Below are 13,195 nucleotides of genomic sequence, written 5' to 3'. Positions count from 1 at the left end.
GGGCTTTTTTATGTGAGCTTTCTCTTTCTGAGAACGGGCTTTAATGTAGCCCTTGTTTCAACAGTTTCATGCTGCTCAGCATTCAATCTGGCCAATGTCAGTGTATAAATCTTTCGGTCAGCTAACCTGGAATACAGGTTGTAAAGCCGCTTTCTGATACGCAGAACTTTAACGCTTTGCTTGTTGAAGTACTGTTCTGCTCGCTCTTTTTGCTCTTGGAGCTTAGAAAGGTGATGCAGGTCATCCGGGGTGACAGGAGAGGGGAGAAGCCTGATCGCATCCTCAAATTCCATCCTGCTCAGTTCAGCGGACTCAAGCTTCTGATAAACGAAGACCCGAGTCTGCTCGAGCATCTGAATTTCGTTTGTCGGATCGACTTCTGGCTTGAACTCCGGAGGGATCGTGGTCACAACTGACTGAGGGTAAAGCTCGTTCGCAATAGAAACGAACTTTTGCTCGTACACCCGAGCCTTTGCGATCTTGATTCTGCTTTGAACGTCATGGAGAACGGAGGTGGTGATGCTGCGCTTGAGGCGCAGTGTGTTGAGTTGGGTGAATTCCTCAGGGCTCTCTGTTGCTGTGACCTGCTGAAGCTGGTCTTTAACCAGGCCAAGGTCTTCGTGAAGAGCGGATTCAATCGACTTGAGTGATTTCAAATCGAGATCAAGGGTATTCATACACCAGGACTCGCGTGACAATATATGTGTAATAAAACCACAGAGCTTGTCAATTCACAAGAAATGTTTGGTGTCTACGGGCAGAGCATAAAAAGCCCCCTCAATGAGGGGGCTCAGTGACGCAGCCTAAATCAGGCTTCGACGGCTTTCTTCACTTCGCCGACCGGCTTCAGCTTCAGAACGTCGCGAGCAGCGATTTCCAGAGGCTTGCCGGTCTGAGGGTTGCGACCGATGCGCGCTTCTTTGTGCACCTTGCTGATCGAGCAAACGCCCGGCAGGACAGCGCGCTTAGTGGCGCTGGCGTCCAGCTCGGCAACCAGGGCAGCAGGCAGGGCATCCAGGACAGCGGCAACGTCCTTACGCGGCAGACGGGTCTTTTCGGCAATGGCGGTAACCAGAACTTGCTTGCTCATGTGAACTCCAAACGATTGGTAAATATTGGCAAAATACGCCAAACATTGGCTATTACGTATGTATTGCCATGTTTCTCCGGGATTATAGGGTTGAGCAAAGGGGTGTCAACCTGAAAATGTCAATTTATGGTCTTTTTTTAACGTCATTTTCTTGATTCCATTGATCCTCAGCATTCATAGTAGCGGTATGAGAGATTTACGAGTGGTTTCCATATGAGTGGGATCGAGCGGCCTAAAGAAAAGCAACTGGCCAAAGCTATCGAAATGATTTACGAATGGCCTGGCGAGCTGAAACAGGGCTGGGAGGCGCAGCCTTCTGGTGATGACGCGTACCTGATCAAGCGTGCGAATGGTTCCACTCGTCTGGTAAAAATCCACGAACCGATTAAAACGAAGGACGGGAACCGCATCCCTCAGATTGATGAGAGGGGCTTGCTGATGGTCGGTGACTGGAGTGTGTTGATCGGCGAGGGGATCAAGCACGGCATGCACGCCAGGAAAACGGGAAGGCCAAATACCTACTTGGTGTTTAACGAGAAGATGCGCAACTTGGGCGAGCATGTCCTTTACAAAAAGAAGGATGGCCAGGATGTTTCCCTTCTCGCCGGCCATTTGCTCAAGGTGGGTGACGACGTAATTCCGGTGATGCCAAGGAAAAAGGATATTCAGCTAAACGTGGTCGACAAGGATGTGGACAATGGCAAGCTGGCCTACATCAACGTGATCATTCCGGGGGATCCGGACAACCGCAAGAACGGTGCTCCAGGCGTATTCCTTCAGCCTAAGCGGGTAGGGGAGCCGGCTCAGTTTGTTGAGGTTGTAGGGGAGCAGAAGGTCGTTACGGCGCTGTTCCACATCAGCCCCAAAGGCAACCGGCTGGACTACAAGTTCCGTGATGGCCCAACAGCTATCCTGGTGAACATGCTTGAGAAAAAGCTACAGCAATGCAAGGACACTGCCATCGGCGTGGGTATTGATCCTGAGGAATATCACGAATACGTCGAGGTCAGTAAGACGCTTGTTGCCGCTCAGAACAAGTGGCAGAAGGGGAGCATGCTCCTGAACGTAGGGCCTGAAATGTTCCGACCTAAGGTCAAGGAGCATTCCTACGACGGGCCGCAGCCATAACGCATGTGCTGGCTGCAGCCGCCATCAAAGGCCTCCGATTATAGGAGGCCTTGTCGTTCCAGGAACATAGCCAGCGCACTCTTCTTCTCAGGGGCTGCCGGTGCGGCACCAGGTTCCGTGCTGGTCGGCTTTGAGGTCGACGTGTATTCAGAAAGCATCACGCCATTGTGAGCGCCAGCATCTGCCTGGCCTTCTGTCGATGTGTCGATAATTCGCAGTTCTTCAATGGGCTGCTCAGGTGCTTGTGTCTCCACAACAGCCTGACCAACCTGTTCCTGGCTCGATTCGTCAATAGATGTAGTTTGTTCCTCATTCGCCGGTGTCGTGTCCACCTCAGCGACAGAAATGGGTTCAGCCGAATCAACTGAGGGACTGGTATGCACGTCTGAGGTTTCAGACCGCTCAATATCCTGATCAGCGACTGGCTCCTCATCGGGAGCGGGCTCGAGTGCGACTGCAGCGAGGATCTCAGCAGCAGCCCTGTCGGCCTCTTCAATCTCCTGCTCGCTTATGTCGCTAAACATCCCCGATAGGTCATCTTCTTCCGAATCAGCCTCTGGAAGCTCCTCTGTGGGCTCTTTCTGAGGATCTGGGGTGATGAAGGCGTCAGCGGTAGGCTCGGGCACTTCTACGCTTACAGGGGGTTCCAGGGGCTCCTCTGCCGGCGCGACTTCGAGAACCGGGGTGTCAGGCGGATCTACAGGGCTATCGTCGCTCCCAACCGTAGGTTGGCCTACGCTTTCCGTGGATTCGGCAGCGGGGTGCTCAGTTTCAAGTAAAGGCTCAGGGTTTGGTTCAGGCTCCTCCTGGTATTGCAGAATGAGCTCTGGCCTGACCATAGGCGATAAGGCCAATGGATCGACGACAAGGGGTTGATACCAGGTCGGGAAATCCAGTGATGTTGTCGTGGATAAACCAACTTTAGGACGCATGCTGGAGTCTGCAATCTGTGCCAGCCCGTTGATTGGGGCTATGAGCACTTCGTCAGCTGGTGGCGGCTCTTCGCCAATAGTCGCCACCGACGAGATCGGGCTGGTGAGCGGGTAGTACTTGAGCATAAAGCTCTCACCGCTCTCCTGACGAAGGCTTAGAGATAAAGCGATACGCGATACCGTTGGCTCGTTGTTGATAAGGAAATGCTTGCGGATCTTCTGTAGGGATTCGTCCGGCTTCTTCAGGAAGTAGTAGTTCTTGAACGATGGGCCACATGCATACCGCTTGATGGGCATCGCCACGAACGTAGCAGCCCCATTCTCGGTCGACCTCTGGTCATGCGCCCGAAAGAAGAACTTCATCACGTCAGAGCCGCTTTGATAGGTATTTTGCCTGATCCACCTAGGAAAGACCTCGGTACTGAACCCTGGAATCAGCGCTCCATTCTCGTCCTTAAGCCGGATAAGGACGCCACCAACCACACCGCTGCGCGTGTAGGAGGTGAAAATCGAATCAGCGAACTCTGTGAGCTCATCACGGTTCGCGATGGGAAAGCTCTTTTCTTCGGCATCCTGGTAGAGATGACCGAAATACGAGAGTTTAAGCGGGTCGCTAAGGGCTTTACGCTTTCGCTCAGCGATAGCTTCCCAGCCTACAGGCTTAAGCTTTTCGAGGTCTTCAAGCTCAGTATGGATCGCTTTGACGGCCTGATTGTCGGCGATGATGACTACGCGGCCCAGGCCGAACACCGGGTCTTGATCATCTGAGTGTGAGGCCAGCACATAAGCCCACCTGGCGGTGAAGGTCGGAATTCCTTTACGGTTCTCGCCCTCGACCTCGCAACCGGTGAACAGCAGAACACCTTCACGGTTATCGAAAGCATTGTCAGGCGTGGCCAAGCAGGGGTTTTTGGCCTTTACGTCTTCACGGGAAAACTCGGCGATGCTCGGCGTGCTTTCTTTGCCAAGCATGGACTCATCGATCCTGAGCTTAACGTTAACCTCGCGACCATCCAGCGTTAAACCCTGAACGGAATGCAGGCGCTCGTCGCCCCGTTTGTTATAGCTGCGGGGGAAAAGGACAATGGTTTCGTCCCCGGTAGCAGTCGTGTTGTCTATTTCCATGGAAAACTATATGCTCTCGGCCCGTTTGTGGCATCCCACCATTGTATGATAAAGCTTGGTGCGGTGACCATCTGACGCTTAATCGATATAAATTGACAGGTGATGCTCCATGACGGACGACCTAAAGAAGCTGCTGGCCGACAATACAACGACTTTTACCGATAGATCTGTTGCCAGAGAGCTCACTGAGATGATGTTCTCTTGCACCCCAGCTGGCAGCATTGCCCTGGATGTTGGAAAGTGGTCAGCAGCGTGGGGACTCTCTGAATCAGTGATCTGGAACGCCATTGATCGCTTGCAAGAGCTTCGCTACTGGGACGTTCAAAATGGAGTGGCCGGTAATCGGCTGGTCTGTGAGTCAATCTCGGGCTCAGCCATTGCGCTGGGCAAGAAGAAAAAGCGAAATACGCTTAAAGCGATCAAGGAAATTTCTTCGGTTGAGCGGGCGCACGCCTTGCGGCTTGAGGCTGTTGGCCCCTCCATCGTCAGTGAGGTTGCTGAGGTGATCCCGAAGAACAAGCGAAAAGAAGCGCTCGCGTCTGGATACCCAGGCTGGCTTCCATCTGCTTTTTACTGGGTGGACGGCATCGTCTTTAAGCCTGATCAGGGTATGATCAACAAGCTTAAAGAGACCTACCCAGAGCTCTGTATCGATTCGAGCTTGTCTTTGATGTTTGACGATCTGCGTAACTCCAAAGACAAACCAACGATCCCGAATTTTCCGTACTGGATTACTCAGTGGATCAAAGCCAACCCTACGCGGAAGGTCGTTGAGCAATCTGTCGACGATATTGCCAAGCGTGCAGCATCGAAAATGGACGATTACTGATGAGTGATATGCAACTTGACGTCAGCGCTGAAGCATCACGCTTTTGCCGTCAAATCGAATCCCGGTACAGCCTTGGTCTGCTGAAAGCCACCTACGGCGAAGACGTGCAGACAGAGCTGGCCAGCACCTTGAGTACCGCGCTGGTAAAAGCGGAAATCAGCGCCGAAGCATTCAAAGCTGTACGCGCCTGGCTCATGGTTGGTCTGAAGCCATTCGAGGATTATCCTCCAACCATCGAAGCCCTGATTCAAATGGCGACTCTGCTTCAGTCTTATCCAGTGACGGACTATGCCAAGGCCATGAAACAGGCCTGGTTCGAACTGGATACCGAGTTTAGCCAGAACTACGCCAAACAGTGGCGTGGTGAACGCCGTATGGACGCCCTGGTTAAAGAGCGCGTGTGGCTGAAGAAGTTCGAGGAGATGGGCGTCACCGAAGCTGAGCTGATAACTACGATCAGACGGATCAGCGCATCGGGTTTCTTCCGAACCTTCATGCCAAAATTCGAAGAATTCCAGGACGCGATTTTGGCTGTGCGTCTAGACAATGCCCCGTTGGTTGAAGAGGCTTGGACGATGGCACTCATGACCCAGGCTAACGCGGTCATCCACCCGCTTGTGAAGCAGGCGAGGGGTAAGATCGGCGGACATGACCTGCGAGTCCGTGGTTATGACCGGGACGTTGAGCAGCGATTCAAGAGTTACTACCGCCAGCTGCTGCTGAACCCAGAGCTTGTTCTGCACGAGGAGGCAGCTCCCGTTGTTGAGCCGACCTATGCAAGCCCTGATGCGATCCTTGAGATGTTCAAGTCTTAAGGACTCACTTCCCACAAAAAAGGACTGCTCAGCAGTCCTTTTTCTTTCCGGCTTCGATCAACCCTTAACCAGCTCCAGCCGCGACTGGCCAGTGATGATTTCGGAAATAGTTGGGTTGAAGGCGAGCTTTTTAGGCTGCATGGCCCTGATTTTGTCTTCCGGTACACCATCCAGCAGTGCACGGATAACGGCCAGGTCGTGTGCGATGTTCAGCACCGTTTTCATGCCGGCATTCAGGGTAAACGTGCCGACATGACGGACGCTCCCTTTGATCATCAAACCGAAGTTAAAATGATGGACGAGGGTACGCAGGTTGCGCAGGTATCTATCTTGGCTCTGGCCGTTGCTGTTTACGACCGAAGATGCCCAGGACGAACAGTATGCGCTGGCTGTGAAGCCGTAGATCTCGCCTTTGATGGTTGGCTCGATTCTGGCCCGACCTACGATTTGGCCTGCTTCAACACGGTCGTTAAATTCAACAATCTGGCTAAAAAGCTGATCGAGTGCACTGAGGTCAGCCGGCGAATCCAGGCTGATGCCGAAATCGCATTGTGCATCCTCACGGAAGTCAGCGTTTACCGAGCTACGTGGTGAGAAGGTCACGTGGTAGCGGGAGGTGCAAGGGATCTTCGGTGGATTGAAAATGTGGGAGACAGATGCTTCGCTCTGCTCATCGTCGTCGGGTGCTGGGATAAGCTGAAAGCAGCGCGATATATCCGCGCACTCACTGAAGATTTTATGGGCTGTACCAGCCCGATATGCACGGAAATCCATCGTCATGCGGAAAACCTCATTGGGTTAAATTGTTCAGCTATTGCTAGGCGTCAGTGCCTGGGTATGTGTTGGGTATTATCAGGTGTTGCCAGCGCTCAGCCAAGAGGCTGTCAATAATTCACATATGTTCTTCAGATTCAGCCATTGAAATCCTGAGCTTTTTGAGCGCATTGGCTTCAAGTTGCCGAACTCTTTCGACGGATACGCCGAGTAGGCCAGAGAGCTCGACCAGTGTCTTCCTTGGGTCTGATAGGTATCTTGCCAGGATGATGTCTTTCTCGCGCTCTGGTAGCGCCTGGAGAGCGTTGTCGAGGATTTTGAGGCGAGCCTCCTCATCGTGATCTTCCTCGTCGGAAAAGGACTCAGAAATCACTGTGAAGGTGCTTGCGCTCAGGCTCAGACAGGACTGATACCAGTACCCCACGATTTGACGCATCCGGAACCGAGATACTTTCTCCTGTGCCCCCAGCTCATCGATAATCTGGCATGTGAGCATCTGGCCGGCTGTCAGATAGCCGCGAATTTTCTTCACGACTTCTTGCTCGGGCCTGGAGAGACGCGGCCTGTCGGTCGCCTTGTTTACCAGGTAGTGGAGCAATTTCCGACGCATCAAGAGCCAGGCATAGTGGGCGAAGGTGTCCTCCATGCTGGCGTCCCAGTCCTGAATAGCTTCCCACAAGGCGAGCGAAACCTCCTGCACTGCATCCTCGCGAAGCTCGGTGCGAAAGCAGTAGTCATTTACGACACGCATAGCAAGGGCTTGATGGCCCTCCCACAGCGTAGTCTTGTGGGGTGATGAACGGGTGGTGGGGGTGTTCACTTAACAGATTGACTCGTTTTGACACGGGTAATAGACTTGATGATCGTCGAATTCAGACGCCTGTCAATAGATGACAAATGTAGAGCAGGACGGCGTTGAAGGCAAGGGTCGATCTGCTGAGGAAGGCAGATCATTCGGCTGAAAAGCAAGATAATACACATGAATTGACAAGGTAGCCTGACCACGGAGGTTGCAGGCCGGGGCGCAAAAAGCGCCGTGCTACCCCATGGCGAATAGCCTGTGCCTGCGTTGATTAAACCAATGATCTTCAAGAATCTTAGTATCTACAGCGTACCTGGTGAAGTGAACCTCGAGACCCTGGAAGGGCACCTGAACTCGATGCCCTTCAAGCACTGTCTTCCAAGCCAGGAATTCACCGCCGGTTTTGCCCGGCTCTACGGCTCTCCGAGCCGGGTGCTGACCGTAAATGGCTGCCACCTGTTCTGCCTGATGTCAGAAGAAAAGAAGATCCCGCCTGCTGTGGTCAGAACGAAGTTGCGCAAAGTCATCGAGGCGAAAGAGATTTCGTATGGCCGCAGGCTCAAGACCGCTGAGCGTAAAGAAGCAGAGGAAATGGTGCGTGAAGGCCTGATCCGATCTGCCGAAGAGTTTGTGCAAACCAAGGAGACTTGGATTTATTTTGATACCAAAGCCAAGCTTCTGGTCATCAATTCCAGCTCAGCGAAAACTGCCGCCAGCATCTCCGAGATGGTTAAACCGGCTATTTCCAACAAGATGCTTTTCCCATTGCGGCCTCAGCATGATGTCAGTAAAAAACTGACTTTCTGGCTCGCCGAAAATCAGGCGCCGGAGCCATTGGTTGCCGGCCAAAAGTGCGGCCTGACAGACGATACAGGCACAATCAAGTACAACAAGGTCACGCTTGAGGATCCACGCCTGAAGGGTTACCTCCAAGATGGCATGCGTGTCACTGCGCTCGCACTGAGCCACAAAGAGCGATGCTCCTTCAACCTGTCTGAAGACTTCATGATCACCAGCTTTGCCCTTACTGATCTGGCGCTGGAGGATCTCGACCACGGCACGTCAGAGCCCCTGGAACAGCTCGCCGGCGACCTAGTGCTTATGAGTAAGGAGGTCAGTGCGCTCGTCGATGCATTGATGGATGCACTCGGTGGCGAGTTGAATCCGGAAGTTGACGAATAAAGCTGATCAATTGCCACCGTGAATGCCAGTCCCTTCAAGGACTGGCAATTATTTTGATTTGTACCCTGATCCAGTTTATATTGCCGGGATAACCGGAGGTATAAGTATGGGTAGCCAAGATAACAATGAGGACTTTGAATTCCCCATTGTTGAGGAAGCCAAAATAAGCATGGCTTTGTCCGAAGCCGAGATGAGCAGTTCAGATCTGTACTTTTTTAGCGTGCAGGGGCAAGTTGGTAAGCCCGGACTGATCTCTCAGGCTCTGCTGAAGTGGCTTAGCGTCAGTCGTTCTGGCCATGGCGGTTCTTTCACCGTCGTGATCAAAGATCACCCGATGCTGTCGGCTTTCAGTAGGCACAAGAATTTCGCAGCTTTCCGAGTGGATGAGTCTCTCCATACGAGGGAATTTCAGGAAATTCTGCTGATTGGAAAGGACATCGCTGTATGTGATATCGGCGGTCGTATTGTTATCAATCGCAACGATCAGGCGTTCGTCGGCGCTGCACGCCGAGTGATGTCGAAGCTGATGAGCATCACCAAGACCCTAGAACAACAAAAATAACGGTCGAGAAAACATGATCAAGCGCCTGGCACTCCTTTCGCTGTTGAGTTTATCCAGCATTTCGGCGCATGCCGGAATCCTTTCGCACATGACCATCCAGCATGACCTGGTCAACTTGGCCGAGACGCCGAGTGACGCCAAGTCTTCGGAGAATCTTGCGGCACGCATGTTGTACTCCAACTCAGCGCCGGCTGAGGTTTTCAAGGTCTGGAGCTCGTACTCCAATCAATCCACCTACGGGGATAGATGGGGCGAGGTCGGTCTCAACTTGTTGAGGTGGACTGAGATGGGGCGCAGCTACGAGTGGAAGAGTGCGGTAAGCCGCTCTGGCGCCACCGGCCTGATTTATCAGCAGGACTCCCTGGTCGATCTGCAGCGTGTGCGTGCACAAAAGATCACCTACGCATCAGAGCCGAACAGCGGCTATCAAATTGCCGATTCTCGCAGGTACCAGGGCGAACGCCCTATGACTACAAAAGATTTGCTGGCCAACGGTTACGCGCCCATCGGGCCGGACAATCAACCTGTCAAAGTGTGCAAGCTTGGGAGATCCAGCGCAGCACCTTACGTTGAGTTCAGCGAGACCCAGCGTCTTCGCTTTGCGAAGGTGACTCGCCTGAACCTTGATGGCTGCATGGTCGGTCAGGAAGCGATGAATTACTGGAAGGGCAGGTATGCGGACTTCATTGACGCGTACCACGACATCACGCCCAACCATGCGCCGGGACGTTCATGGTAATGACACAGGACGCCACCAAAGTTATCAGCCTTCAGGCCTTCTACGAAGAAGCAAAGCTAGCCCTGGCGGAAGTAGCGACTAAGCATGGCGTGGTGATCCCTGACGGCCATGTGGCGCTGGAAGCTTCGGTGCTGCACTGGCGGTTGAGTGTGCATGCGGATAGCCCAGAGAAGTACTGGGCTGACCTCTGGATTGCACATGCGACAAAGCTGGGGCTGGGTATTCTGATCGAGCCCGGTGACATGGTGCTGGATCAAGAGGGGAGGTCTTGGACACTCCTTGGACTTGATCCAGCGGCAATTGCTTACCCGGTCAGGCTGGTTGACATGGCCGGGGTCGGGCATATGGCTTCGATTGAAGCCGCCCAACTGTTCCAGGTCATCAAAAAAGCGCGGGCTGAGCAGGATTCTCCAGAGGCAGCAGAGTAAGCTTCGGCGACTCAATACCGATGAACCCGCAAATGCGATCCAGGTGATCCTGTCGATTGAGGTTAAAGACAGGAATGCCTAAGGCGCTTGCCAGGGCGATAGCAATGCCAGTCCCTCCAGTTACCCCCATCGTGTACTCATCAAGCGTTGTGGCACCGTCTGGAGTCCAACAAATCACCATACGCACTGGATCATTCAGGTACTCACGTAGGATCTGGTAAACCGTGCGTGTGTGCAGGTCGCGCATCTGCAGCTCTCGCTCACAAAGCTTGAGCGCATCCTTTCCCTCAAGGGAGATAAACCTCGGGATTTTTGAGCCTGGCTTGTGGTTGTAGACCTTGTTTTCGATGAGGATCTGCCGGGCCCTGGCGTTGCTCTCTTCGTTCTCGATCAGGATGCCATCGGTGTGACCGTTGTATGGGCGATTGGGGAGGAAACCTTTAAACAGACCTTCCTCCATGGCGTTACGACCTTCAGCAACGAGCCCGGCCTCAAAGTATTCGTCGGCACCTTCAGCGCGGCCACCGGTCATCTGGTAGCCACGCTCCAAAACCAAGATACGGGCGACCTGGCCCATGATCCGGCCAATAGGCATTTCAGTTGTGTTCGGCGTTTTCCTGGCGCCGATACCAGCAAAGGATTTATTGGAGGACACAGTCATTCTGCCTTTCATGTTTTTCGAAGGTTTTGAGGATGGTCTTGGCATGGTTTGCCAGCCACTTTTCGGTAAAGCCGGCCTGGGACATGGCTTCTGCAGTAACGGACTCAAGGCTCGCGATTTTGTGGATCTGGGGTTCGGTCATGATCTGCATTTCACTGACGTCTGCCCGGAAGGCAGTCGATTTACGCCAGGCACGCAAGATCTTCACACGGCCTTCGATCACAGGCGGTGGCACAATGACCGCTGGTTTGGCACCTGGTGCCGGGGCGGGTGGTTTCGCAACAGGGACATCAATGCGCCCCTCAACCCACTCAACGCCCTTATCTGTCAATTTGTGGCTTTCATCAAGGACGCCATTGTCGATGAGGCTCCGCTCCCAGCGCTTAAGATCGCCAACGGCGTGCCATTGGAAGCGGCCCGAAACCTCGGTTTCCGCATCGGTGAGTAACTTGACCTCCATTGTGCCCAGGAGAATGTGCATCCAACGCGCTTGGTGAGCCTCTGAGATCGAATCCAGGGCGCTGGCCATAGCGATGAGCGTGGAAGGTCGGACGGCCTTCTCAACCATGTTGTTGGTCTGCACCACGGACATAGCCCGGCGTTCGCAGTTGTCGCAGTTTCCGCAGTAGTAGTGAGGCTTGCGCTCGTCAAAATACCGGAGAATCTGCCAGCGCCGGCACAGGTTGGTCTCGCACCAAGAGCACATGGCGTTGAATTTGAGCCAGTTGTGGCGCTTAACCTCGTCGACCCAGATGTACTCGTTGGATTCCTGCCAGTTACCGAGGGCGAATAGGCCGTCGCGCTCCTCGATCTCACCTTGGTTCTTCAGAAGGGTGATGGTGGCGATGACATCGTTACGCGTGAGTTCAACCAGGCGAATACCGCTGTCCGGCATAACGGTATGGATGACTGCCAGCTGCTGAGTGCAGTGCATGGCAATCAGACGAGCATCGAGACTGGAGGGGCCCAAGAACAGAATCTTGCGGATCATGTCCTTGATGGGAGCGATCTTATAGCCCTCAGGGGCTCCCTGTCCGATGAAGAATCGATGAATGCTCTTATCTGCATCGTGATAGAACAGAATGGCTTTGGCCGGCAGACCGTCACGACCAGCTCGGCCAGCTTCCTGGTACCAGGCCTCGAGGGATCCTGGCATTTGAGCGTGGATGACAAGCCTAACGTCAGACTTGTCGACGCCCATACCGAAGGCGCTTGTGGCAATTAGGACTTTGATCTCGCCGGCGAGGAACTGATCTTGTATCTCGTTCTTCTCTTCGGTTTCGAGTCGCCCGTGGTATCGGTTGCAGTCAACGCCAGCGTTGTTGAGCTTCTGGTAGAGCTTCTCGACCTCTTTGACTGTCACGCAGTAGATGATCGTACATCCATCCGAACGATGCTCCTGAAGTGCCTGGATGATCTCAGGGGTGCGGTCGGACTTCTTCGCCATCACGACGGCGTAGCTCAAATTTTCCCGGTCGAAATCCTGGATGTGGACATCCGGCGACCGAAGCTTGAGCATGTCAACGATGTCTTGTTGAGCTCTTGCATTCGCAGTCGCGGTAAACGCAACCCGCTGCACTTTTCGGCGCAGGTGGCCTTCGAGTGTGTCCAGCGTGTTTCCCAAATTCGCATAACTTGGCCTGAAGTTGTGGCCCCACTGAGAGGCACAGTGGGCCTCGTCAATGGCGAACAGGGACACGGGCGAGCGAACCAAAGCCTGGAGGAAATTTTGATCCTTGAATCGCTCTGGTGAGACGTAGAACAGGTTGTACTCACCTTTGCCAAGGCCATCATAGCGGGCCCGTGTTTCCTCTAGGGATAGTCCTGATGTGACGTAAGCAGCAGGAACACCCTTCGCGATGAGGGCGTCCACCTGGTCTTTCATCAGGGAGATGAGGGGGCTGACTACGAGAGTCGTGCCGCCACGGAAGATGGCAGGCATTTGGTAACAAAGACTCTTACCACCCGATGTTTTCAGGATGGCCAAAGTGTCGTTGTCGTTCATCACAGATTCGACAATTGGCTTTTGAAGTTCTCTGAAGTCGTCGAAGCCAAAAACAGACTTCATGACAGGCTTCATGAGCGATAAGTCGAACCCCATTGGTATTTCCATATTGACCCAGTTGTC

At 53.5% G+C, this 13,195-nt stretch carries 14 protein-coding genes; 7 read left to right on the top strand and 7 right to left on the bottom strand.

The window, feature by feature from the left end:
- Positions 1–8: 8 nt before the first annotated feature.
- Together DKB71_RS35450 and DKB71_RS35445 are read right to left on the bottom strand one after the other, a co-directional pair.
- The gene (locus DKB71_RS35450; protein ID WP_408601263.1) at positions 9–677 is read right to left on the bottom strand and encodes a hypothetical protein; all 669 of its coding nucleotides are present in this window, start codon (positions 675–677) and stop codon (positions 9–11) included.
- 131 nt (positions 678–808) lie between these two features.
- The gene (locus DKB71_RS35445) at positions 809–1,090 is read right to left on the bottom strand and encodes an HU family DNA-binding protein (RefSeq protein ID WP_408601262.1); all 282 of its coding nucleotides are present in this window, start codon (positions 1,088–1,090) and stop codon (positions 809–811) included.
- A 213-nt stretch (positions 1,091–1,303) separates the two neighbouring features.
- Between DKB71_RS35445 and DKB71_RS35440 the strand changes: the two genes are divergently transcribed.
- Entirely contained in the window at positions 1,304–2,218 is a 915-nt protein-coding gene (locus DKB71_RS35440; protein WP_408601261.1) for a hypothetical protein, read from the top strand.
- A gap of 38 nt (positions 2,219–2,256) precedes the next feature.
- Here DKB71_RS35440 and DKB71_RS35435 read toward each other — a convergent pair whose 3' ends face one another.
- Positions 2,257–4,275 carry a hypothetical protein gene (locus DKB71_RS35435; RefSeq protein ID WP_408601259.1) on the bottom strand — a complete coding sequence of 673 codons (2,019 nt, stop codon included), beginning with the start codon at positions 4,273–4,275 and terminating at the stop codon, positions 2,257–2,259.
- Positions 4,276–4,384: 109 nt separating this feature from the next.
- Between DKB71_RS35435 and DKB71_RS35430 the strand changes: the two genes are divergently transcribed.
- Positions 4,385–5,104: a hypothetical protein gene (locus tag DKB71_RS35430; RefSeq protein ID WP_408601258.1), complete on the top strand. Its 720-nt coding sequence runs from the start codon at positions 4,385–4,387 to the stop codon at positions 5,102–5,104.
- Positions 5,104–5,919, top strand: a complete 816-nt coding sequence (locus DKB71_RS35425) for a hypothetical protein (RefSeq protein ID WP_408601257.1) — start codon at positions 5,104–5,106, stop codon at positions 5,917–5,919. The genes DKB71_RS35430 and DKB71_RS35425 overlap by 1 nt, the downstream gene beginning before the upstream one ends.
- 57 nt (positions 5,920–5,976) lie before the next feature.
- On the opposite strand, the gene DKB71_RS35420 is transcribed toward DKB71_RS35425, so the two are convergent.
- Both DKB71_RS35420 and DKB71_RS35415 read right to left on the bottom strand, forming a co-directional pair.
- On the bottom strand, positions 5,977–6,699 hold the full coding sequence (locus DKB71_RS35420) for a hypothetical protein (protein WP_408601256.1): 723 nt from the start codon (positions 6,697–6,699) through the stop codon (positions 5,977–5,979).
- Between the two features lie 112 nt (positions 6,700–6,811).
- On the bottom strand, positions 6,812–7,513 hold the full coding sequence (locus DKB71_RS35415; RefSeq protein WP_408601255.1) for a sigma-70 family RNA polymerase sigma factor: 702 nt from the start codon (positions 7,511–7,513) through the stop codon (positions 6,812–6,814).
- Positions 7,514–7,753: 240 nt separating this feature from the next.
- Here DKB71_RS35415 and rdgC point away from each other — a divergent pair, with 240 nt between their 5' ends.
- The 4 genes from rdgC to DKB71_RS35395 all read left to right on the top strand — a co-directional run bounded on the left by rdgC (position 7,754) and on the right by DKB71_RS35395 (position 10,406).
- Positions 7,754–8,677: a recombination-associated protein RdgC gene (gene rdgC / locus DKB71_RS35410; RefSeq protein ID WP_408601254.1), complete on the top strand. Its 924-nt coding sequence runs from the start codon at positions 7,754–7,756 to the stop codon at positions 8,675–8,677.
- A 106-nt stretch (positions 8,678–8,783) separates the two neighbouring features.
- A complete protein-coding gene (locus DKB71_RS35405; protein WP_408601253.1) occupies positions 8,784–9,239 on the top strand; it encodes a hypothetical protein in 456 nt (151 codons plus the stop codon).
- A 13-nt stretch (positions 9,240–9,252) separates the two neighbouring features.
- Positions 9,253–9,978 carry a hypothetical protein gene (locus DKB71_RS35400; protein WP_408601252.1) on the top strand — a complete coding sequence of 242 codons (726 nt, stop codon included), beginning with the start codon at positions 9,253–9,255 and terminating at the stop codon, positions 9,976–9,978.
- Positions 9,978–10,406, top strand: coding sequence for a hypothetical protein (locus DKB71_RS35395; protein WP_408601251.1), 429 nt, complete (start codon positions 9,978–9,980; stop codon positions 10,404–10,406). Before DKB71_RS35400 ends, DKB71_RS35395 begins: the two co-directional genes overlap by 1 nt.
- Here DKB71_RS35395 and DKB71_RS35390 read toward each other — a convergent pair.
- The gene (locus DKB71_RS35390) at positions 10,360–11,067 is read right to left on the bottom strand and encodes a hypothetical protein (RefSeq protein ID WP_408601250.1); all 708 of its coding nucleotides are present in this window, start codon (positions 11,065–11,067) and stop codon (positions 10,360–10,362) included. The two genes, DKB71_RS35395 and DKB71_RS35390, sit on opposite strands and share 47 nt — an antisense overlap.
- Positions 11,048–13,168, bottom strand: a complete 2,121-nt coding sequence (locus tag DKB71_RS35385) for a RecQ family ATP-dependent DNA helicase (RefSeq protein ID WP_408601249.1) — start codon at positions 13,166–13,168, stop codon at positions 11,048–11,050. Before DKB71_RS35385 ends, DKB71_RS35390 begins: the two co-directional genes overlap by 20 nt.
- Between the last annotated feature and the right edge of the window lie 27 nt (positions 13,169–13,195).

The sequence above is a fragment of the Pseudomonas sp. PLMAX genome (assembly GCF_046042685.1).
Lineage (GTDB): Bacteria > Pseudomonadota > Gammaproteobacteria > Pseudomonadales > Pseudomonadaceae > Aquipseudomonas > Aquipseudomonas putida_AE.
This window is presented reverse-complemented; position numbering and strand designations above follow the sequence as displayed.